Here is a 22693-nt window from a genome sequence, read left to right as displayed (position 1 = left end):
GCCTGCTCTGCGAAGGCGCTTATTATCCCGGGGCTGTCCGATGCGCACAAACGGAACCGCCATGCCTGTCCCGCCAGACCTTGAAATTGCCGAAGGGCCTCTGCTCTTGCGCGGTTGGCGCGAGGACGATGCGCCGGCTTTGCACGAGGCGATCCACGAGTCGCTTGAGAGCATCGGGCGCTGGCTGCCCTGGTGCCATGCCGGCTATGACCTGGACGAGGCACGGGCCTGGGTCCGGCGTTGCCGCGAGGGTTGGGCGGCAGAGGAGCATTTCGCGTTCGGCGTGTTCGCACGCGACACCGGCGCCTTGCTCGGCAGCGTGGGCCTGAACCAGCGCAACCGCATGCACCGTAGTGCCGCGCTCGGCTTGGGTCCGCCGGACGCGGCAGGGCCAGGGCATCGCCGCGCAGGCAGCGAACATGGTCGCGCGCTTCGGATTCGGGACGCTTGGGCTGGCGCGCATCGAAATCGTGGCCCTGCCGGACAACAGCGCGAGCCGGCGTACGGCGGAGCGGGCAGGCGCGCGATTCGAGACGGTCGCAAGGCATCGTCTATGGGTGCGCGACGAGGCCAGGGACGCTGCCGTGTATGCGCTGGTGCCCGGGGACGTGATGCAACCCTAGGCTTGCGCGTTGCAGGGCCGCACGGTGGGCTCGAACAACACGCGATCCATTTTCGTGGGATGCGCGAGAGCCGGACAGGCTACTTCTTGCGCCGCTTCATCTCGCGGATCATGCGCTGGCGCTTGCGCTGCTGGCCTTCGGTGAGCACGTTCCTGCGGCCGGCGAACGGGTTGTCGCCGTCGCGGAAATCGATCCGGATCGGCGTGCCTTCCATTTTGTAGCGCTTGCGGAAGAAGTTCTCGAGGTAGCGGCGGTACGCCGGCGCGATGTGCTTGGTGCGGCTGCCGTGGATCACGATGGTCGGCGGATTGGAGCCGCCCGGATGCGCGAAGCGCAGCTTGGGCGCGTGACCACGGACCAGTGGCGGCTGGTAGGCCTCGTAGGCCTTCTCCAAGGTGCGGGTGAGGTCGGACGAGCCCAGTTCCAGCGTGGCCGAGGCATGGGCACGCACTACGGCGCGCATCAGCTCGCGTAACCCCGAACCATGCAGCGCGGAGATGAATACGGTCTTGGCCCAGTCGACGAACACCAGCTTGCGTTCGAGCGTGCGCTGGCACTGCTCCCGCTGGTAGGCGTCCATGCCGTCCCACTTGTTGACGGCGATGACGAGCGCTCGGCCCTCTTCCACCGCGTGGCCGATCAGGGTGAGATCCTGGTCGGCGAGGTTCTCGCGCGCATCGACCATCAGCACGACAACCTGCGAGGCCGCCATTGACTGCAGCGTCTTGATGACGCTGAACTTCTCCACGCCCTCGTCGATACGCGCGCGGCGCCGTACGCCGGCGGTATCGATCAGCGTGTAGCGCTTGCCATCGCGCTCCAGCGGCACGCGGATCGGGTCGCGCGTGGTGCCGGCGACGTCGGAGACGATCAGCCGGTTCTCGCCGAGCAGGCGGTTGATCAGGGTGGACTTGCCAGCATTCGGGCGGCCGACGATGGCGACGCGGATGCTGTCGTCCTCGACGTGCGGCTGCGATTCGTCCTCGTCCGGCGGCAGCAACGGCAGCGCCGCGGCGATCAGGTCGTCCGTGCCGCGGTTGTGCGCGGCCGACAGCGGCAGCATCGCGGCGATGCCGAAACGGGCGAACTCACCGAGGGCGTCCTGCTCCTCCAGGCCATCGGTCTTGTTGACCGCCAGAAGGATCGGCTTGCCGCTACGGCGCAGCTCGCCAAGAATGCCCTGGTCCTGCGGCAGCAGGCCGTCGCGCGCGTCGACCACGAACACCAGCACCTGCGCCTCTTCGATCGCCAGGCGTACCTGCTGCGCGGTGAGGGCGTCGATGCCTTCCTCGACGCCGGAGAGGCCGCCGGTATCGACCACCACGAACGGGCGCGGGCCCAGGTGGCACACGCCGTAGTGGCGATCGCGGGTCACCCCCGGCATGTCGGCCACCAGGGCGTCGCGGCTGCGCGTCAGTGCGTTGAAGAGGGTCGATTTACCGACGTTGGGACGACCGACCAGGGCGACGACGGGCAGCATGACGGGACATCTTTCCTTGAGCGGCGGCGGTCAGCGCGCGCCGCCGAGGCGGTAGGCGCCGATGTGGCCTTCCACGTCCTCGACGTACACGATGTCGCCCACCACCAGCGGTTGGGCGCGGATGGCATGCTTGGAAAGGCGCTCGCGTGCGGCCAGTGCGCCGTCGCCGGTCTGCAGCCAGTGCACGTAGCCTTCGATGTCGCCAGCCACCACGTAGTCACCCTGCACCGCCGGACCGGTCAGCCAGCGGTACTTGAGCTTGTCGTTCTTCCACATCTCCGCGCCGCTGCTCTTGTCGAATGCCCACACCTGCGAATCCTCGTCCGCGGCGTAGATCGCGTTGCCCTTCGCGGCGAGCGAGGTGTAGGTGGAGAACGGATGTGTCCACAGCGGACGGCCGGTGGGACCGTCGATGCCGACCAGGTTGCCATGGTAGGCGGCACCGTAGAGCGTGCGGCCGTCGAGCAGGATCGCGCCGTCGGCATCGTCCAGGCGCTCGATCTCGGTGCGGCCTTCGCCGTTGGCGAGCTTCTGCTCCCACAGCTTCTCGCCGTTGTCCAGGCGCAGCGCGACCAGCTTGCCGCCGTCGCTGCCGAAGAACACCACGCCGTTGGCGACCAGCAGCGGGCCGTTGCCGCGCAGGCTGAGCACGGGCACTTCGCTCTGGTCATACACCCAGCGGCGCTCGCCGCTGGCTGCATCCAGGCCGTAGACGCGGCCGTCGCCGGTACGCACCACCACCAGGTCGCCCACGATCACCGGCGAGGCGAGTACCTCGGACTTGATCGTGGCTTCCCAGCGCGGGCTGCCGTCCTTCGCGTTGACGCCATAGACGTGGCCGTCGAGCGTGCCCACGGCGAGCAGATCGCCGCTGACCGCCGGGCCGCCGGCGTAGGAGGCGTCCTTGCGCTTCTTGTCGCCCCAGCCGAACCAGCCGTGGGTACGCGAGCTCTTGGACCAGACCGTCTTGCCGGTGGCGGCATCGAGCGCGACCAGCTTGCCGTCGTTGCTGTCGGCGTAGAGCACGCCGTCGACCACCGTCGGGCGCAGGCGCACGCCCGTATCCTCGGCACCGTCGCCGATGCTCTCACGCCACAACCGGGTGACCTGCACGGTGGGCTTGAAGTCCTTGGCCAGCGGCGTCGGCGGCTGGACGTTTTCCTTCTTGGCGTTGTGACAACCGGCCAGCGCGACCAGACCGACCAGCGCCACCATCATCGCCCGCTTCATGCCGAATACCTTCATGCGCCCTGCTTCCCGGCCACGGCCAGATCGTCGAGTTTGAGTTGCAAGGCAGCGCGCTGCGGCGCGTCTTCACCCATCGCGGCCAGCGCCGCCCGGTAGGCCTTGCGCGCGTCATCCGCGCGACCAAGCTTGACCAGCGCATCGCCTCGTAGTTCCTGGCGCAGCGCCTCATAGCCCTTGGCGGTGACGCCATCGAGCGTGGCCAGCGCGTCGTTGGCCTTGTCGGCGGCCATCTGCACCTTCGCCGTGCGCAATTCGATCAGCGGCTTGAGCGGGTTGTCGCCGACGTGGTCGCGCGCCCACTGCAGCGAGGCCAGCGCCTTGTCCAGCTGCTTGTCCTCGACCTGGCGTTGCGCGCTGTCGCTGGCGGCGAGCACGGCGTAGGTCGACTTGGCGTAGTCCTTTTCCAGGCGATCGACCAGCTGTTCGGCATCGCTGGTCTTGCCGGCAGCCAGCGCGGTCTGCAGTTGCTGGTAGAGGTTGGAGGCCTCCATCTCGCGCGTGGCCTGGTGGCTGCGCCATTGCTGCCAGCCGAAGATCGCGACCAGCCCGATCACGATGCCGATCACGATGGACAGGCCGTTCTGGCGCAGCCATTGCTGCACGCGCTCACCCTGTTCGTAATCGTCGTATGCGTCGAATGCCATGCAGTTGTCCGTCAAAAGCGCGCGCCGCGACGGCGTGGGCCGACCCGGCGCGGGGCAAAAAGTGGATTGGGAAAGGCCATGACCGCACATGTGCGGCGGTCAATGGGCAAGCATAACCGAAGCACCGCGGCCGCGGGCAGTTCCAGGGACGCCAAACTCTTGCCCAGGGAGCCATGGGACGATCTGCACGCGCCCTGCGAGAGGCGCCCGTACGGGGGCCTCTCGCAGGGCGATCAGGCGCCGCTGGGCGCGGGCTTGCCGTCCTGCACGCGGAAACGAGCGACGTTGGCGCGGCGGTAGGCATCCAATGCCAGGGGCTGGCCATCGATGCTGACCTGCGCGCCACCGGCGTTGCCGATGCGCACGTCCAGCGGCTGCGCGCTGTTCCAGGTCTTGGTGCTGCCAGCTGGCAGCAGCCCGTACTCCAGGCGCGAACCGTCGGCCGCGACCACCTCGACCCAACTGGCCTGGTCGAGCGTAAGGCTGACGCTGTGTTCGCCAGGCGCTGCGACGACCGGAGCCGGCGCCGCAGCCGCGGTTTCCGGCTTGGCGGCGGTCAGGCTGCCGCTTTCCAGGCCGGGAAACGGTGCCATCGACGCCATCAGCGGCTGCTCGTCGGCGGGCGCTGCAGCCACGGCCTTGTTCGAAGGCTGCTTCAACGTCGCGGCCGCGGTTTGGGTTTGGCTGACGGTCCGCGCCGGCGCATCCTGCTGGGCGACCGGGGTTGCATCCAGGGGAGAAAGATGGCTGAGGTCGCGATCCAGCGTGCCGCGCACGCCGAGCCAGACCATCGGCACCACGATCACCGCAGTCAGCACCACGTAGGTCGCGGCAGTGGCGTAGCGCTCGAGCAGGTAACGCGAATGCGACATGCCGCCGGTGGCCACCAGCGTGGGCGCGGTGCGCTTCAGGCTCGCCAGCTCGGTCTGGATGACATCTTCGTCGATGCCCAGGTGGCGCGCGTACTTGGTGATGTAGCTGGCCAGGTAGACGGCGTAGTCGATGCCCTCGCGCTGGTCGCTCTCCAGCTGGCGCAACACGCGTGCCGGCAGCTTGAGCACGTGGGCGCAGGCATCGAGGTCCAGGCCGCGTGCCTCGCGGGCGGCGCGCAGGCGGTTGCCGAAGCTGGCGGATTCGTTCGACGGGCCATCCGTGATCGCCGAGATGGCGAACAGATCAATCGCGCGATGGCCGGGATTGGGCTGCTGGAAGGTCATGGGCTAGCGGGTGCGTCGAGGGCGTGGGCCTGCTCCGAGTCCGGGAACTGGCTTTGCAGTCGCCTGAGGTAGGTTTGGGCAGCATCCGTATTGCCCAGACGGGTTTCGATGTCGTGGCCGAGCTTGAGCGCAACGGCGCTAGGCTGTCCGAGCGCGTCGAAGCGCTGCATGAATGCCCGGGCGCGGAAGGCGTCGTTGTTCAGGTAGAGCGTCTTGGCCAGGTGAAGCAGCGCGTCGCCGTTGTTGGGATTGGCCACCAGCGCCTTGCGTAGGCTGGCTTCGGCGCCGGCGCGGTCGTTCATGCGCAGTTGACAGATGCCCTCGTTGGTCAGGGCGACGTCGGGCGTCGAATAGAACGGATCCTTCAAGGCCTTCTGGAAGTAACCAATGGCCTCGGCGCCCTTGCCGATCTGGCACAGGAAGGTGCCCAGGTTGTTGTTCGGCGCACCCTTGTCAGGTTCGAGCTGGACCGCGCGGCGGTAATGCTGCTCGGCCTGCTCGGGCCGGTTGATGCGCTCGTCCAGCACGGCCATGACCGTGTGCGCCGGCGCGTAGTTGTCGTCGAACTGCAGCGCCCTCTTGAGTTTCTCCATGGCGGTCTGCAGGTCACCGTTGGCCATGTACTGCTGGCCAAGCTCGGTATGGATGCGGGCGGCGTCCTCCGCCTCCTGGCTCTTGCTGGTATGCGGCAGCTTGCCGCCCAGCCCGCTGGTATCGGTGCTCGTGGTAACGCATCCGGCCAGCGCAAGCGCCACGGCCGCTCCCATCCAGCGCTCAAGACGCATGCGCGACCCCTTGTCCCTGATCAAGGCGTTTGCGGAACTCGGCCTGCCGGCGCGTGCGATCCAGTACCTGGCCCTTCAGCTGGCCGCAGGCGGCATCGATGTCGTCGCCGCGCGTGCGGCGCAGCATGGTCAGCACGTTCGCATTGAGCAGCAGGGTCTGGAACGCGCGGATGGTCTCGGCGTCCGAGCGCTCGAAACGCGTGCCCGGGAAAGGATTGAACGGGATCAGGTTCACCTTGGCACTGCCGGTGGGCAGCTTGCGCATCAGCTTGATCAGCTGTTTCGCATGCTCGGGCTGGTCGTTCACGCCCTTCATCAGCGTGTATTCGAAGGTGATCGACGTGCGCGGCCGACGCTCGATCCAGCGATGGCACGCGCCCATCAGCTCGGCGATCGGATAGCGCTTGTTGAGCGGCACCAGTTCGGTCCGCAGTTCGTCGTTGGCCGCGTGCAGCGACACAGCCAGCGAGACGTCGATGGTCTGGGAGAGCTTGTCGATCATCGGCACCAGGCCGGCAGTCGAAAGCGTCACGCGCTTGGACGCCAGGCCGAAGCCCAGGTCGTCGCGCATCAGGCTCATCGCCGTGACCACGTTGTCGAAGTTCAGCAGCGGCTCGCCCATGCCCATCATCACCACGTTGGTGATGCGGCGGTTCTGGTGCGTGACGTTGCCCAGGTGCTTGGCCGCCACCCACATCTGCCCGATCACTTCGGACGCGGCGAGGTTGCGGTTGAAGCCCTGCGTGGCGGTCGAGCAGAACTGGCAATTGAGGCCGCAGCCGACCTGCGAGGACACACACAACGTGCCGCGGGTCGGCTCGGGAATGTAGACCGCCTCGATGGCGTTGCCGCCGTCCATGCCGAGCAGCCACTTGTGGGTGCCGTCGGCGGCGGCCTTGTCGAACAGCGTCTTGGGCGGACCGACGTAGCACGAGGCCTCGAGCTTGGCGCGCAGCGCCTTGCCCACGTCGGTCATCCTGCCGAAGTCGTCTTCGAGGTGGTGGTAGATCCACTTCATCACCTGCTCGGCGCGATAGGGCTTCTCGCCGAGCTGCGCGAAGAAATCACGCAGCCCCTGGCGATCGAAGTCCAGCAGGTTGACCTTGTCGCTTGCGGCTGTCGGGTCGATGGGAGTGGAAGCTACCTGGTTCATCTTGGAATGTGCGGCCATGGCTGGCCGCTTCTTTGACCTTCGCGCTCAAGCCGAGCGCATGGGTTACCTCGGGGAGACTTCCGTCTCCGCGAAGAAGTAGGCGATCTCCACCCTGGCGGTCTCGGCGGCATCGGAGCCGTGCACCGCGTTGGCGTCGATCGAATCGGCGAAGTCGGCGCGGATCGTGCCCGGCGCGGCGTCCTTCGGGTTGGTGGCGCCCATCAGCTCGCGGTTCTTCGCGATGGCGCTCTCACCCTGCAGCACCTGGATCATCACCGGGCCGGAGATCATGAACTCGACCAACGCGCCGAAGAACGGGCGGTCCTTGTGCACCGCATAGAAGCCTTCGGCCTCCTTGCGGGACAGCTGCTTCATCTTCGCGGCGATGACCTTCAGGCCGGCCTGCTCGAAACGGGCGTAGATCTGGCCGATCACGTTCTTGGCAACGGCATCGGGCTTGATGATGGAAAGGGTGCGCTCCAGCGCCATGGTCGGTCTGCTCCGGAAAACTGGTATCTGAGTGGGCTATCGGCCGTCTTGCCGATCAATGTAGGACCAAATCCGACACGAAATGCGGATTTAGCTCACGAAAGTTTGACAGATTCTAGCCTGATCGCAAGCGGCCCCGACGTGAATGCGAACGGCCGTTTGACGGCCCGGAAGGCCCGCGCGTATGCTCAAACGATCGTTTGATTCCCTGCCGACGAGCGAGCCCCACGCGTGAACAGTTCCGCCTCGACCAAGGAACGCATCCTCACCGCTGCCGAACTGCTGTTCGCCCAGCGCGGCTTCGATGGCGCGTCGCTGCGCCAACTGACGGCCGCTGCGGGGGTCAACCTGGCGGCCGTGAACTACCACTTCGGTTCCAAGGACAAGCTGGTCGAAGAGGTGTTCCGGCGCCGCCTGGACACCCTGAACGCACACCGACTTGCGGCGTTGTCGAAGGTCTCCGGCCGGGCCGACACTACCCTCGATGACGTGCTGGACGCCTTCATCCGCCCTGCCCTGGCGTTGTCCAGCGACGGCAGCGGTTCGCTCTTCATGCGCGTGCTGGCGCGTGCGTTCGCCGAACACGACGACCACCTGCGCCAGTTCCTGTCGGAGAACTACGGCCACGTCATGCGCCAGTTCACCGCCGAGTTCGCCCGGTTGCTGCCTCGCCTGAGCCGCGAGGAGTTGTACTGGCGCATCGACCTGGTCACCGGCGCGCTGACCCATGCCATGTCCGGCTTCGGCATGATCCAGCGCAAGAGCGACGTCAGCGAGGCCAGCCATCGCGAGCAGACCGTCGCGCATTTGATCCGCTTCGCCGCCGCTGGCTTGAGTCACCCCTGACCTTTTCGCCTCTGGTCGGCCCACGGCCGACTGCCTGGCCTTTTCGTTCTAGCTGTCCGCATCCCCTGGAGAAGCCAATGCCCGCAACACTCCGCATCCGCAAGGCCGCCGTGCTGGGCGCCGGCGTCATGGGCGCGCAGATCGCCGCGCACCTGACCAACGCCGGCGTCGAAACCGTGCTGTTCGACCTGCCTGCCAAGGAAGGACCCAAGAGCGGCATCGCCCTGAAGGCCATCGAGAATCTCAAGAAGCTCTCGCCCGCACCGCTGGCGGACAAGAACCTGGCATCGGCGATCATCCCGGCCAACTACGACCAGGATCTCGATCACCTAAAGGAAGTCGACCTGGTCATCGAGGCGATCGCCGAGCGGATGGACTGGAAGCTCGACCTCTACAGGAAGATCGCCGCGCGCCTGTCCAGGACCGCGATCATCGCCTCCAATACCTCCGGCCTGTCGATCAGTAGGCTGGCCGAAGCGCTGCCGGAGGAAATGCGCCATCGCTTCTGCGGCGTGCACTTCTTCAACCCGCCGCGCTACATGCACCTGGTCGAGCTGATCCCGACCAGGCTCACCGACGCCGCCGTGGTCGAGGGCCTGGAAGCCTTCCTCGCCACGACGGTCGGCAAGGGTGTCGTCATCGCCAAGGACACGCCCAACTTCATCGGCAACCGCATCGGCGTGTTCTCGATGCTGGCGACCATGCACCACACCGAACAGTTCAAGCTCGGCTTCGATACCGTCGACGCGCTGACCGGTCCGGCCATCGGCCGTCCCAAGAGCGCCACCTACCGTACCGCCGACGTGGTGGGTCTGGACACCATGGCGCACGTGATCAAGACCATGGGCGACACCCTGGCCGACGATCCCTGGCACAAGTACTTCAAGACGCCCGCCGTGCTGCAGGGCCTGATCGATGCCGGCGCACTCGGCCAGAAGACCGGCGCCGGCTTCTACAAGAAGATCGGCAAGGACATCCTCGTCCTCGATCCGGCCAAGCGCGACTACGTGCCGTCCGAGCAGAATGCGTCGGACGAAGTGGCCGCGATCCTCGCGATCAAGGATCCGGCCGAGAAGTTCGCCAAGCTGCGCGCCTCGGACGACCCGCAGGCGCAGTTCCTGTGGGCGATCTTCCGCGACCTGTTCCACTACACCGCCTACCACCTGGCCGACATCGCCGATACCGCGCGCGACGTCGACTTCGCCATCCGCTGGGGCTACGGTTGGAAGCTTGGCCCTTTCGAGACCTGGCAGGCCGCCGGCTGGCAGCAGGTCGCCGGCTGGATCGCCGAGGACATACAGGCCGGCAAGTCGATGAGCGATGCCCCGCTACCCGCGTGGATCACCGACGGACGCAACGGCGTGCACGGCAAGGACGGCTCCTGGTCCGCGGCTTCGGGCAGCTACAAGCCGCGCTCGCAGCAACCGGTCTACGCACGCCAGCTGTTCCCCGACGCGATCCTGGGCGAGAAGTTCGACCAGGGCACCACCGTGTGGGAGAACGACGGCGTGCGCCTGTGGACGCTGGGCAACGACGGCGTGGGCATCCTCTCGTTCAAGACCAAGATGAACACGGTCAACGACCAGGTGCTCGACGGCGTCCAGCACGCCATCGGCGTCGCCGAGGAAAAACTCAAGGCCGTGGTGATCTGGCAGACCGGCGAGCCATTCTCCGCCGGCGCGGATCTGAAGGGCGCGCTGGGTCTGCTGAAGGACGGCAAGTTCGACGCGTTCGAATCGATGGTCTCCAACTTCCAGCGCACCAGCATGCGCATCGAGCATTCGCTGGTGCCGGTGGTTGCCGCCGTGCGCGGCCTGTGCCTGGGCGGCGGCTGCGAGTTCCAGATGCACTCGGCGCGTACCGTGGCCGCGCTGGAGAGCTACATCGGCCTGGTCGAGGCCGGCGTCGGCCTGCTGCCGGCCGGCGGCGGCTTGAAGGAGCTGGCGGTGCGTGCCGCCAACGCCAACCCGGCCGATCCGTTCGAGTCGCTCAAGAAGGTGTTCGAGACGGTGGCGATGGCCAAGGTCTCCGGCAGTGCGCTGGAAGCGAAGCAGCTCGGCCTGTTGCGCGAGAGCGACGTGGTGGTGTTCAACGCCTACGAGCTGCTCTACGTCGCGAAGCAGGTTGCTTCGGCGCTGGCCGAAAGCGGCTGGCGCCCGCCCCTGCCCGCCCGCGCGATCCCCGTCGCCGGCGACACCGGCACGGCTACCTTCAAGGCCTCGCTGGTCAACATGCAGGCTGGCTACTTCATCTCCGAGCACGACGCGACCATCGCCACGGCCATCGCCGACACGCTGTGCGGCGGTGGCATCGAACGGGGCTCGCTGGTCGACGAAGCCTGGTTGCTCAAGCTCGAGCGCAAGCACTTCGTCGAGCTGGCGAAAACCGAAAAGACCCAGGCCCGCATCGCCCACACCATGACCACCGGCAAGCCGCTGCGCAACTGATCGCCCCTCACTCGATCCGCACCGACTGCCCTCGACGCAACCACAACGCGTCGCCGCTCAATCAGCGCGACGCGACGGAGCAAAACGATGACCAAGCAAATCCAGGACGCCTACATCGTCGCCGCCACCCGCACGCCGGTGGGCAAGGCGCCGCGTGGCGTGTTCAGGAACACCCGCCCGGACGACATGCTCGCCCACGTGATCCGCGCCGTGATGGCGCAGGCGCCGGGCATCGACCCGCACCGCATCGGCGATGCGGTGATCGGCTGCGCCATGCCCGAGGCCGAGCAAGGCATGAACGTGGCGCGCATCGGCGTGCTGCTGGCCGGCCTGCCGCATACCGTGCCGGGCGTGACCATCAACCGTTTCTGCTCGTCGGGCCTGCAGGCCGTCGCCTACGCCGCCGACGCGATCCGCCTGGGCGAGGCCGACCTGATGATCGCCGGCGGCACCGAGAGCATGAGCATGGTGCCGATGATGGGCCACAAGGTTGCGATGAACCCGGCCATCTTCGACAACGAGCACATCGGCATCGCCTACGGCATGGGCATCACCGCCGAGAACGTCGCCAAGCAGTGGAAGGTCAGCCGCGAGGAGCAGGATGCCTTCGCTGCGCGCAGCCACGAACGGGCGCTCGCCGCCCAGGCGGCCGGCGAGTTCAAGGATGAGATCACCCCGTTCCAGCTCGACGACCACTACCCTGACCTCGCCAACGACTCCATCATCACCGACAACCGCGTGATCAGCCAGGACGAGGGCCCGCGCCCGGGCAGCACGCCGGAGGTGCTGGCCAGGTTGAAGCCCGTGTTCCGCAACGGCCAGTTCGGCGGCAGCGTCACTGCCGGCAACTCCAGCCAGATGTCCGATGGCGCGGGCGCCGTGCTGATCGCCAGCGAAAAGGCCATCAAGGAATACAACCTGCAGCCGCTGGCCCGCTTCGTCGGTTTCGCGGTCGCCGGCGTGCCACCCGAAGTCATGGGCATCGGTCCGAAGGAAGCCATCCCGCTGGCCCTGAAGCGCACCGGCATCAGCCGCGACCAGCTCGACTGGATCGAACTCAACGAGGCCTTCGCCGCTCAGGCGCTGGCCGTGATGAAGGATCTCGAGCTCGACCCCGCCAAGGTCAACCCGCTGGGCGGTGCCATCGCGCTTGGCCACCCGCTCGGCGCCACCGGTGCGGTTCGCGTGGCCACGCTGGTGCACGGTTTGCGCCGGCACAAGCAGAAATACGGCATGGTGACGATGTGCATCGGCACCGGCATGGGCGCGGCAGGGATCTTCGAAGCGCTCTGAGTTTTTCCAACGGCGCGTTGGGGCGTCGCTCCAAAGAAAAAGGCCAGCGCCTGGGCGCTGGCCTTTTCCGTGTTGGCCGGTCAGCGACCGGCCATGGGCGTCAGTTCGTGCCCGCGGCGGAAGCGGCGCCGTCGAAATTCACCTGGATGCCGCGCCCCACGACCACCGGCACGTTCAGGTGCTTGGCGACGGGCTGGCCGTTTTCCGACAGCGTCACCGAGTACACGCCGACCGGAAGCGACTTGATCATGTAGCGACCCTTGGCATCGACCTGGACCTCACGCTGCGAACCGTTGGTCATGCTCTTGGCAAGCACGCTGTCGCCAGCCGGTGCCTTGCCGAACACCTCGCCGGAGGTGGACTGCGCGTAAACCGCAGAGGTACCCGCCAGGCCGCAAACCGCAAGGGCGACAGCCAGCGCGAACGACCGCGCGGAAAGCACACGGCGAACCGAACCCGCATGAATCGAGTGGATGGTCTTCATGGATTTTCCTTCTTCATTTCGATGTGGGGGAGCCATGGGCCTGCCAGGGGTTTGGCATGCGCCCACGGGTCGTGCCGATGGCGCTGCCCGCCGTCACATGGACACCGGAAAAGACGCCACCCGCGGCCGCTCGAGTGGTGCTGGGGATCACCCTTCGTGCGGACGTGCGCAGCCTATCCGATGCGCGGGGCACCGCCGAAGGGTAAGAAGTCACGCCTGGGTGATTCGGCAGGCTGCAACCCTGCCGCACGAGAATGCGCGGCCGGCCGCGGAGGCGCTTGCGCGGTCCCTCGCCGACGCATCCAGAAAAGCGGAGCGTGCGACGGCGAGAGCGCAGCCGGCCCCAAGCGTCCCTCGCCCGCCCTGGCGGGACCTGGAACAGCCCCGCGCCAGGCGCTCGCTTCAGGCAGGCACCGGAGGCGGCGGCGGGCCTCCCCGCGGCAACCTCCGGCCAGAGCGATTCCTCGCTAGTTCGCCGCGACCTCCCTGCACCGCGCACCGGCGCAACCCAGATCGACCCTTGATCCGCGGTCGACATAGATCTGCACACTGGGATGCCTGGCAAGCGGCTGGCCGTTGTCGAGCACCGTGACGGTGTAGACGCCTACCGGCAGCCAGGTCGCCAGGTAGCGGCCTTCGTCATTGACCGGGAAGCTGCGCTGGATCGCGTACTCGTCGCTGCCGATCACCACGGTGGAACCGGGCGGCGCGTGCCCGAAGATCCGGCCCGTGGTTTCCGCCGCCTGCACTGCGAAGGAGCCCGCTGCTGCGCAGGCGCCAACCACCGCCATCACTGCCATGGTCCGTATCACGGAGCGCCGCGGCGCGCACGCCTGGTTTGAGAACAATGCGTTCATGGGGATACCTGCTTTTCATCGACGTGGGAGGCCCATGAGCGGCCAGGGGTTTGGCACGAAGCTCATGAGTTTTCGGACGGTCGCCTGCCAAGCGCATGGTTGATCGCCTGGAACAGGCACCGCCCACGGCCATCCGATCGCTGAAAAGCCATCCCTCAGATGGCGCGGGCAGCGTACTGCTTCCATGGCCGCCCGCCAGGGTCGTAGGTCATGCGCGCGATGGAGCGCCATGGCCCCGCTGATGCATGGGGCGACGGCGGTCGGGGCCGGTCACCACGCGCGGCCATGGCCGACCGGGGCAGGCGACGAAGCCTCGCCTTCAACGAAAAAGGCCCCGCAGTGCGGGGCCTCGTTCTACCTTCCTGGCTGGCGGATCAGCCGGCGTGCTTGTCCAGCCATGCATCGATTTCCGACAGCCGATCCTGGCGGATCATCATGCGGTACTTGATGTTGGCGACCGCCTGCTCGGCCACGCGGCGGGAGGTCGGCGCGATGTACTTCTGCGCGAAGTCCTGGATCTTCTGGATCATCTCCGGCTTGGTCGAGCTGGCGCCGATCGAGGGGTAGTAGCGGGTCGCCGACTGGGCGTCGACCAGCTTGTCCACCTGGCCCTTGTGCGCCACCGCGAAGTCGAACGCCATCTCCGGATGGTGGTAGCCCACCGCGCGGATCATGCCGGCACTGTTGGTGGCGCCCGGCTCGTCGGTGAGCGCCAGGTTCAGCGCACGCTGTGCCAGCGCATCGTTCTCGGGTATCGAGAGCATGCTGTAGAGCTGGTCCTTGATCAGCGGCGTGGTCTCGGCCTTGGCCTGGGCGTGCAGCTGGTCCCAGGTCGTCTCGTCGGCATGCTGGGCGACGATCGCGGTGACCGTCTTGCGCAGTGCCACCGGCAGTGCGTTCGGGTCCGTCTTCTGCGCGGCGAAGCGGCGGCGCGCCTCGTTGATCACCTGCTTGTCACCCAGGTCCGCCATCACGCCGATCAGTTCCTGGCGCAGGTTGGCCGTCGGCACGCTCTCTCCCGTCTTGGCCTCCCAGCCGATCTTGGCGAACACGGGCTGCAACTGGCCCAGCGCGAACGTGCGCAGGCGCTGCTGGCGGGCCTGGTCGCCGCGGTAGTAGTCGTCCAGCGCCGACAGGTAGCCGGCCACCTCGGACCACACCTGCGGATCGGCGTTGGCCGGGGTCGCGGTGATCAGCGCCAGCACGTTGGAGACCGGTTCGTTGCCGGCCATGCCCAGCGCCCAGGTATCGCCAAGCAGGCCGAGCTGGTCGAGCGGCGCCAGCTTGGCGAACTGCCCCTTCAGCGCGTCGAAGTTGTTCTGCGCGTACAGCGTGCGGTAGTAGCCGGTCTGGCCGGCGTTGACCAGCACCGGACCGCAGCCCGGCACGCTCATCGTCGCCTTGCCGTCGACCACCGTGCGCACTTCCTTGCCGTCCACCGTCTTGGCGATCACCGGCACGTGCCAATGCAGCGGGGTCTTGTTCGGGCGGTCGCGGGTGAACTCACCTTGGCGCAGCGCGATCTCCGTCTTGCCGTTGGAGCAGGCCGCAGCGCGCACCTCGATCATCGGAATGCCCGGCTGCAGCGTGAAGTCGTGCGCGATCTGCATGATCGGCTTGCCGGCCGCGGCCTGCACCGACTTCCACAGGTCGTCCGACACCGTGTTGCCGTGCTCGTGCGCCTTGATGTAGTTGCGCACGCCGGTACGCCAGGCGTTCTCGCCCACGTAGCCTTCCAGCATGTGGATCACCGCCTCGCCCTTGGAATAGGTGATCGCATCGAACGCCTGGCTGGCCTGCTCCACCGTCTCCACGTGCTGCACGATCGGGTGCGTGGTGACCACCGAGTCCTGCCCCATCGCGCCCTCGCGCACGGCCACGGCGTCCAGATCGGTATGCCATTCCGGATGCAGCTTATGCGTGGTGCGCGCGGCCATCCAGGAGGCGAAGCCTTCGTTGAGCCACAGGTCGTCCCACCAGCTCATGGTCACCAGGTCACCGAACCACTGGTGCGCCATCTCGTGCGCCGCGACGTTGAACGCGCGCTGCTTGTCCAGCTGGGTGGAGATCTGCGGGTTCAGCAGCAGCGAATACTCGAAGGTGAAGATCGCACCCCAGTTCTCCATCGCCGAGAAGAACTGGCTGCGGCCCGGTGCGGCGATGTTGTCCAGCTTGGGCAGCGGGTACGGCACGCCGAAGTAGTCGTTGTATTCCTTCAGCACCTGCTTGGAGGAATCCAGCGCGAACTTCGCCTGGTCGACCATGCCCTTCTGCGTGATCACGCCGATCTCGGTGCCCTGGGCGTTGAGCGTGGCGCGCTCGAAGTCACCCAGGCCGAAGAACAGCAAATAGGTGGACATCTTCGGCGACTGGCCGAAGTGCACCTCGGTCAGGCCGTTGCCCAGGTCCTTCTTCGAGGCGATCGGCATGTTGCTCACCGCCATCTCGTCCGTCGGGACGGTAGCCGTCAGCGCAAAGGTCGCCTTGTAGTTGGGCTCGTCCCAGGACGGGATGAAGCGGCGCGCGTCGGAGTTTTCGAACTGCGTGTACAGCGCGCGCTTCTTGCCGGCCTTGGTGTCGTAGTCCAGCGCGAAGAAGCCATTGGCCTGCGTGCCGATCTTGCCGGTGTAGATCATCGCCAGGCGGTAGGTGCCGGCGGGAATCGGGTGGTCGAAGGTGAAGGTGGCGGTCTGCGCCTTCTCATCGACCGCAATCTTCGGCGCCGCGAACGCCATCTTGCCCTTCTCCGCCGTCAGCGACGCCTTGGAGAAGGTCAGGCCCGCCGCATTGAGCGTGATCGAGGAGGTCGGCTTGGTCACCGCCAGCGTGATCGTCACCTGCCCATCGAACGACAGCTTGTCCGCATGCGGCGTCACCGCCACGTCGTAATGCGACGGCACCACGCCGCGCGGCAACTGCGTCGTGACCAGCCGCGCCTCGGAAGCCGAAGCGGCGCCCAGCGGGGCCATGGTGAGCCCGGCCAGGGCCAGGCAGATTGCGGTGGAGAGGTGACGGCGCATAGGGGTCCTTGTGGGATGAGCGGAACGTGGGCTGTGCAGGCGGCGCCACGGGGTGACGAACGGCACAGAGCCGCGCGAGTGTTGCCTGAGCGGGCCGTGGCGGGATACGGCCGGAAGTCATGGGGTCACGCTGGGCCGCTTCCCGGCCCCGCGCTATTGCTCGTACGGGCACCCAACCAGATGGGCCAGGGGATCGTGAACGCGGAAATTCAAGCCTTACAGGTTGCTTTGCGGGCATTCGCCCGGGAGCTTACGCTGCCATTTTAATGGAGCGGGATGACCACCGACAAACAGCTAGCTGGGGATCTTCGAGGGAGGCGCGCGCATACCGTGAAGAGCAAAGGCGGCTCATACAAAAGGGGGATTTTAGGGGTGCTCAGCAAATGGACATCCAAGACCTTCATTCTAAGTTCGGAAACAAGTACGACGGAGCTATCCAGCAAATGTTGGACTACACAAAGAGCCTAGGACATTAAAATGAAGTACGTTATTGTTCCCTTGTTAGGATTGTCAGTGATAAGTCTAGGGGCGAGTTCAGAAGTCGTTCGAAAATCTTTTGGGGGAAATTACAAAACATTTTTCAAGACGCCCCGTTCCAAGGTTGCGAGTGATTATTACGCTGATCTTGGGCTTTTTTTTATTACGATAGCCAATTGCGTATCGAGGCGATAGAGTTAGCCGCCCCTGCGCGTCCAATTTTCGAGGGCGTCAGCCTACTAGAAACAAGCTTTTCCGAGGCATGCGACGTATTGAAGGCTAAGGACCCTCAGGTAGAAATGGATGATGATGGTGCGACGTCCCGAAGGTTGGGTGTGAGCATCTACGCTCCAGCCAGTGCTGATGATTCGGAGCGGCAGGGTGAGAGTGTATTGGTCTTCGGCGAGGGGTATTTTGACTAGCCTCTATATGATGAACAACTAAACGGGACGGAGGCAGTTAAACTCCCACGCGCTCAGTGCCGGGGTCTCCCACCGGGGCGGACCTCTGCGGCTCGACCAAGGGTGATTGCAACCATGCGCTGGAAACGATCGTAGCCCAGCGCTTTCTCTTGGTGCGCGTAAGCCCGGAGTTGCGCGAGCTCTTCGTGCCGCATGCCGGCATCCAGCCAGGCGCGGTAGCAGCGAGCTCTTTCGCCCGGATCATTACCGAGCGCGAGATAAAGCGGGTGCGGGGTGATCAGGGATCATTGACCCGGGCCAGATGCATACGAACGCTGGATCAGCGGTAGTCTTCGGGCCTTTTCACCAGCGCAGCGCGTACCGGGTTCAATTCGATGTGGCGCATGACGTTGAGCAGATAACGGTCTGGCTGGACGAGGCACGACTTGAAACACCCTTGCCACAGTCCGCCGCAGCGCCGATGCCTCAGTTTGAACCTTCGACATAGCACTGGCCGAGGCGTCGCATGGCCCTCGAAAGGCCATCGGCCGATAGCCCGTCGACCAGGAGGTGGACGTGTTTGTCCATGAGCACGAAGGGAACAAGGGGATCAGGTTCGTTTTGTTGAGCGAACGCTACTGAAAGCGGGGGGACGTCGGCCCGGCCTAACTCCGGTTGCATGGCCGCTTCTGGCCGGAAGCGGACGGGGGCTTCCCGTTCGGTTCGCACACCTCACGGCGCCGCGGCTCGAACAGGCGCTCGACGTCGCGGCGGCTTGACGGCGCCCTGTGCCCGAACTGCAGCTGGGCCTGCTCTCAAGCTCCGCCGGGTGCAATCCGCGGGACCGCCTCAGGCAGTCCAAGCTGCTGTAGTAAACGCAGCCCCTTCGGGGTCACGAAGTGGTCACATGCGACCGCGCACCGTCCATTTACCCCTTCGTGCTGCTCGCTTTCTCGCCCTCCCTCCGACTTGCGAATGGCGTGGTCAGTAACGTGGTCATTGGTTGCCGAAAACGAAGGCCGACCGTTGCCGGCGAACGAAAATCAGTTACGCAACCGCAGATCGAAGTGCCGACAAAAAAACACATCGGTGATGCATCGAAAACCCATGGTGGAACGCAAATGGCTAACGAATGGTGCCGCAAAAACGACGACGGGGATCCATCCGACAAACACACCGCGGCTACGCTAGCGGCGGCACTGATCGCTCGTGGCTCTGCGCTTCCTTCCGCCACCAACGCGGCAATGGCCCATCAGGCCGTCGACTTGTACCGCACGTTGCTGAGTCAATTGAGCGGTCGGGACGGGCACGCAGAACGCATCCCTGCACGAGCCGGACAATCGGTCTCGGCTGCGGAACAAGAAGAGATGGACATCTTGGGCGTAACCCGAGTCGACTCCGCCAAGTTCTGCTACGGCGAATACCGCTACGACAATCTGAGCGACGCCCTCCGTTACGCACGGGCCAAATCGGGGACTTGAACGCGAAGTCGCCTCAGAGGCATCACCATGCGCTCGGCCTATGTCGCCGAACAGCGAGTAGCAAGGATGTCCACCTCGGCGCACGCATCCCCTTTCGACCTGAGCACGCTTCGCCGTCCTTTTCAATCCATTCGGCGAAGGCGCGGTAGACAGGTCATGCATCCGATTCCTCAGTCGGCAGCGTGATGGCGAACCGGGTGCCGTCGGACTGGTTCGACGTCACCTGGATGCCACCGCCGTGCCCTTCGGCAATCTTGCGAGCAATGAACAGCCCCAGGCCCAGGCTGGTGGGTGGACGGGTGACGTGGTCTTCCTCCGTCAGTTGCACCAGCGGCTGGAAGATAGACTCCAGTGCCTGCGGGGGTATCGGTTCGCCTTTGTTGGTGACGCTCACCACATGGTCGCTGAATCGGGTGCCGGCCTCGACGAGAACCGGACAGCCTTCCGTGCCATGGCGCGCCGCGTTGACCAGTAGGTTGAGGAACATCTGGTACAGGCGCCCCCGATCGTAGCGGCCAAGCAGCGTAGCGGGCGCGTGCAGCTGGAAACGGGCGCCCGGATAGGTGGCGGCCGCATCGGCGATGGCGTCGTTGAGCGGTGCCAGCAGATCGCACGGCACTGGATGCTGGGGTATGTCTCCGCCGAGCTGGGTGCTGGCAAAACCCATCAGGTCGTTGATCATGTCCGACATGATCCGGCTGGCACGGGTCACGGTGAATGCCACCGTGGCGAGGCGTTCAGGCGGCAGTGCCGGTCCCGCAAGCATGTCGCCGGCCAGGGCGATGCTGGCCAGCGGAGAGCGCAGGTCGTGGCCGAGCACGGCCAGGAACAGGTCCCGCGTTTCACCCGTGTGCTTGACCCAACCGATGATCGATTCGGCCAACGCCTGGTCGATGCCCTCGTTGAAACGGATGACCTCGTGCAGTGCGTCGGCATCGGCAGTTTCGAGATAGGGTTCCCACAGCCGCAGCACGGTGGCCCTTAGCGAACGGAACTCCGCGCTCACCTGCAACAGGGTGTACTTATGCAACTGCCGGCCTTTTCCGTGTTCAGTTGCCGCGCGTCCCTCATGGCCCGATGCTCCATGCCCCTCGGACTTGCGCTGTTGCTCGCGGTCCGTTTGCCTGGTCTCCATGTCGGCGGCGATTTCCATCAGCATCTCCCGCGCATGGTCCCGCAGTTCCTCGTGGGAAAGCAGGTGCGGATGGGGGCTATTGTCCCGCGCGAAGGTCTCCCACTGCGCAAGGATGGCCTCGATGTGGCACTGGATGAAGGTCGACAGTTTCAAGGTATGCCCTCGCAGTATCTGGATACGGGACGGCGAGCGGCTCATGCCATCCTGTTTGACCCTCCGCTAACGACGCTGGCGAAGGGGCGGGCAACAGGTAGCTTACGCCGCGGTGCGGTGCGAAGCAGCGCCGGATCGACAGCGCGCAACGCACGCCGGCCGATCGTGCTTTTCCTATGGAACGGAACGAGTGTCGGATAGGGGGGCGTCGCATGCACGCCAGAGGCGTCCACGGCGATCCAGACCACGGCGCGCCGACCGTGAAGTAGAGCGGAAGGCTGCGCAACCCCGCCCACGCCAGCGCGCGTATCGCCACCAGGCCAAGCGCGGCCAGCGCAAGCGGTGGCCAGGCGATCGCTTGGCTGTAGCCGATCGCGACCACTACACCGCGCCGATGTCGTCGACGCTCGCGAGCGAGAGCATGAAGACACGCAGCCGCTTGGGGATGCGCTCGCGAGCAACGCCAGGCAACCGCTCACGAACGCGGTGTCCGTGGCCATGACGGTACCCCAGCCTGCAGCCCCGGGACGGCCCGATTGCAGCAGCAGGTAGAGACCGTCAGGTACCAGCATGCCGCCCAATGCGCCGGCGATCGACAAGGCAGCCACGCGAGGTTTGCGCAGCTCGCCAAGCACCAGCTCGCGTTTCAGCTCCAGTGCCACGAGGAAGAAGAACAGGGTCATCAGCGCGTCATCGATCCAGCCACGGAGCGGGCGGATCAGTTCGATGGCACCCCATCGCAGGCCCATCGACGTTGCCCAGAACGCTTCGACATGTCGTGCCGCGGGCGAGTTGGACAGCACCAGGGCGGCGACGGTGGCGAGCAGCAACATGGCGCCGGCGCCGGCTTCCACGCGCATGAAACGCGAGAACGGGTGAGTCAGCCAGTCGATCCATTCCTTCGGCAATCGGATCGGCATCGTCGGCCGGTGCTTCTCGTTCACATGCGTGGCTCCCATCGGCTGTCACCCGAGCGCCGGGGCCTGCCCAACCGCAGCAGGTTCGCGCGTAGCTGAACTGGCTGGATGGGAGCCGCCGGTCTCGGTGGAACCGCATCCGCCCGCCATATTCGAACCCCAAGGGTGACGCCAGAGGAAAAAGGACTTCACGCGCCCTTGGCTTCAGCCTTCGCTGTCACGCGCTACATAGGGATCGTTTCCTGCGGGGTGACCGACGATGCCGGACCTTCTTTCCTTCGCGGCACGCGGACTGACGGGGGCCTCATGGGGTGTCTGGACCCTGTACTTCCTTGTCACCACGCAGGGAACCATCGTCGCGGTGACCCTCTATCTACACCGCAGCCAGGCACATCGCGGCGTGCAGTTCCATCCCGCCGTCGCGCACCTTTTCCGCGCCTGGTGCTGGTTGTCCACCGGTATGGTGACGCGGCAGTGGGTTGCCGTGCACCGCAAGCATCACGCCCGCTGCGAGACGGCCGAGGACCCGCATAGCCCGCAGGTCCACGGCATTCGCACCGTCCTGTGGCGCGGGGTCGACTTGTACAAGGCCGCGGCTGGCAACGAGGCCGACCTGGCGACTTACGGGATGGGTACGCCCAAGGATTGGATCGAACGCCACCTGTACGAACGATGGTCGTGGCTGGGACCGACGCTCCTGGCGGCGATCAGCATCGTCCTGTTCGGCGTGGTCGGCCTGGCACTGTGGGCATTACAGATGGCCTGGATACCCTTCTGGGCCGCCGGCGTGATCAACGGCCTCGGTCATTGGTGGGGCTACCGCAACTTCGAAACGCCCGATACGTCCGCCAACCTGATGCCGTGGGGCCTGCTGATCGGCGGCGAGGAGCTGCACAACAACCACCACGCGTTCCCGGCGTCGGCCAGGTTCGCCCAGCAGCGCTTCGAGCTCGACGGTGGCTGGCTGGTCATCTGCCTGTTGCGCCGCCTGGGGCTGGCGAAGGTGCGGCGAGTCGCGTCCGGACTCGGCTACCGTGCCCACATCCAGGAGCCGGACGAAGAAACCCTGCGCGCGCTGCTGCTGCAACATGCGCGGATCCTGCACGAATACGCTTCCGGTGTGATCGCACCGGTCCTCGCGCAGCGGCCTGTTGGTAGACGACACCTGCGGCGTCTGCGGCGGGCCTTGGCCAGCGGCGGGCGCTGGCTGGATCCTGCCACGCGCTCCGAGCTTGCCGCCGTGGTGCGTACGCGACGCTATCTGTCCGACGTGTGTGACTTCCGCGACCGGCTGGTCGCCCTCACTGCGCGCAACCGAAGGGATATGTCCACGCTTGCCGAGGAACTGAGGCGATGGTGCGCCGACGCGGAGACCAGCGGCATCCGTGTCCTGGTCGATTTCGCCGCGCGATTGAAGGGCTGCCGCGTGGTGGAGCAAGGGTAAACGCGCACAAGGGCCAGCTTGCGCCTTGTCCGCGACGTACGACGTCTCGCTGATGCGGCCCGTCTCGACCAAAACGTAACCTCGCAAGGAGCATGGTAA

At 65.9% G+C, this 22693-nt stretch carries 17 protein-coding genes and 1 pseudogene; 6 read left to right on the top strand and 12 right to left on the bottom strand.

Annotation, left to right across the window (positions count from 1 at the left end; translation table 11 throughout):
- Positions 1–40: 40 nt before the first annotated feature.
- Positions 41–623, top strand: a pseudogene (locus BMZ38_RS07395) (GNAT family N-acetyltransferase).
- Between the two features lie 79 nt (positions 624–702).
- Here BMZ38_RS07395 and der read toward each other — a convergent pair.
- The 7 genes from der to ndk form a co-directional block, all read right to left on the bottom strand.
- Positions 703–2103: a ribosome biogenesis GTPase Der gene (gene der / locus BMZ38_RS07390; protein WP_091335941.1), complete on the bottom strand. Its 1401-nt coding sequence runs from the start codon at positions 2101–2103 to the stop codon at positions 703–705.
- A gap of 30 nt (positions 2104–2133) precedes the next feature.
- The gene (bamB, locus tag BMZ38_RS07385; protein ID WP_091335939.1) at positions 2134–3348 is read right to left on the bottom strand and encodes an outer membrane protein assembly factor BamB; all 1215 of its coding nucleotides are present in this window, start codon (positions 3346–3348) and stop codon (positions 2134–2136) included.
- Positions 3345–3995, bottom strand: a complete 651-nt coding sequence (locus BMZ38_RS07380) for a YfgM family protein (protein WP_091335938.1) — start codon at positions 3993–3995, stop codon at positions 3345–3347. The genes bamB and BMZ38_RS07380 overlap by 4 nt, the downstream gene beginning before the upstream one ends.
- 233 nt (positions 3996–4228) lie before the next feature.
- Positions 4229–5212: a helix-turn-helix domain-containing protein gene (locus BMZ38_RS07375; protein WP_091335936.1), complete on the bottom strand. Its 984-nt coding sequence runs from the start codon at positions 5210–5212 to the stop codon at positions 4229–4231.
- Positions 5209–5997, bottom strand: coding sequence for a type IV pilus biogenesis/stability protein PilW (gene pilW / locus BMZ38_RS07370; RefSeq protein ID WP_091335934.1), 789 nt, complete (start codon positions 5995–5997; stop codon positions 5209–5211). The genes BMZ38_RS07375 and pilW overlap by 4 nt, the downstream gene beginning before the upstream one ends.
- A complete protein-coding gene (gene rlmN, locus BMZ38_RS07365; protein ID WP_091336541.1) occupies positions 5987–7150 on the bottom strand; it encodes a dual-specificity RNA methyltransferase RlmN in 1164 nt (387 codons plus the stop codon). Before rlmN ends, pilW begins: the two co-directional genes overlap by 11 nt.
- A gap of 63 nt (positions 7151–7213) precedes the next feature.
- A complete protein-coding gene (gene ndk / locus BMZ38_RS07360; RefSeq protein ID WP_091335932.1) occupies positions 7214–7639 on the bottom strand; it encodes a nucleoside-diphosphate kinase in 426 nt (141 codons plus the stop codon).
- Between the two features lie 231 nt (positions 7640–7870).
- Here ndk and BMZ38_RS07355 point away from each other — a divergent pair, with 231 nt between their 5' ends.
- From BMZ38_RS07355 to BMZ38_RS07345, 3 genes are all read left to right on the top strand, one after another.
- Entirely contained in the window at positions 7871–8485 is a 615-nt protein-coding gene (locus BMZ38_RS07355; protein WP_091335930.1) for a TetR/AcrR family transcriptional regulator, read from the top strand.
- A 77-nt stretch (positions 8486–8562) separates the two neighbouring features.
- A complete protein-coding gene (locus BMZ38_RS07350; protein WP_091335928.1) occupies positions 8563–10932 on the top strand; it encodes a 3-hydroxyacyl-CoA dehydrogenase/enoyl-CoA hydratase family protein in 2370 nt (789 codons plus the stop codon).
- 87 nt (positions 10933–11019) lie between these two features.
- A complete protein-coding gene (locus tag BMZ38_RS07345; protein WP_091335927.1) occupies positions 11020–12225 on the top strand; it encodes an acetyl-CoA C-acyltransferase in 1206 nt (401 codons plus the stop codon).
- A gap of 100 nt (positions 12226–12325) precedes the next feature.
- On the opposite strand, the gene BMZ38_RS07340 is transcribed toward BMZ38_RS07345, so the two are convergent.
- From BMZ38_RS07340 to BMZ38_RS07330, 3 genes are all read right to left on the bottom strand, one after another.
- On the bottom strand, positions 12326–12709 hold the full coding sequence (locus tag BMZ38_RS07340) for a carboxypeptidase-like regulatory domain-containing protein (RefSeq protein ID WP_139202411.1): 384 nt from the start codon (positions 12707–12709) through the stop codon (positions 12326–12328).
- Between the two features lie 467 nt (positions 12710–13176).
- Positions 13177–13566, bottom strand: a complete 390-nt coding sequence (locus BMZ38_RS07335; protein WP_245747221.1) for a carboxypeptidase-like regulatory domain-containing protein — start codon at positions 13564–13566, stop codon at positions 13177–13179.
- 374 nt (positions 13567–13940) lie between these two features.
- A complete protein-coding gene (locus tag BMZ38_RS07330) occupies positions 13941–16586 on the bottom strand; it encodes a M1 family metallopeptidase (protein ID WP_091335924.1) in 2646 nt (881 codons plus the stop codon).
- A gap of 1858 nt (positions 16587–18444) precedes the next feature.
- Between BMZ38_RS07330 and BMZ38_RS17530 the strand changes: the two genes are divergently transcribed.
- A complete protein-coding gene (locus tag BMZ38_RS17530) occupies positions 18445–18945 on the top strand; it encodes a hypothetical protein (protein WP_139202412.1) in 501 nt (166 codons plus the stop codon).
- Positions 18946–19099: 154 nt separating this feature from the next.
- On the opposite strand, the gene BMZ38_RS07325 is transcribed toward BMZ38_RS17530, so the two are convergent.
- Positions 19100–20233, bottom strand: coding sequence for a sensor histidine kinase (locus tag BMZ38_RS07325; protein ID WP_175483719.1), 1134 nt, complete (start codon positions 20231–20233; stop codon positions 19100–19102).
- Between the two features lie 41 nt (positions 20234–20274).
- Positions 20275–21177 (bottom strand): Na+/H+ antiporter NhaA, encoded by a 903-nt coding sequence (locus BMZ38_RS07320; RefSeq protein WP_217638735.1) that lies wholly within the window; start codon positions 21175–21177, stop codon positions 20275–20277.
- 232 nt (positions 21178–21409) lie between these two features.
- Here BMZ38_RS07320 and BMZ38_RS07315 point away from each other — a divergent pair, with 232 nt between their 5' ends.
- Entirely contained in the window at positions 21410–22594 is a 1185-nt protein-coding gene (locus tag BMZ38_RS07315; protein WP_091335920.1) for a DesA family fatty acid desaturase, read from the top strand.
- The last annotated feature ends 99 nt before the right edge of the window (positions 22595–22693 follow it).

This window comes from Frateuria terrea (genome assembly GCF_900115705.1).
Lineage (GTDB): Bacteria > Pseudomonadota > Gammaproteobacteria > Xanthomonadales > Rhodanobacteraceae > Frateuria_A > Frateuria_A terrea.
The sequence above is the reverse complement of the archived record's forward strand: the minus strand, read 5'-3'. Positions and strand labels throughout refer to the sequence as shown.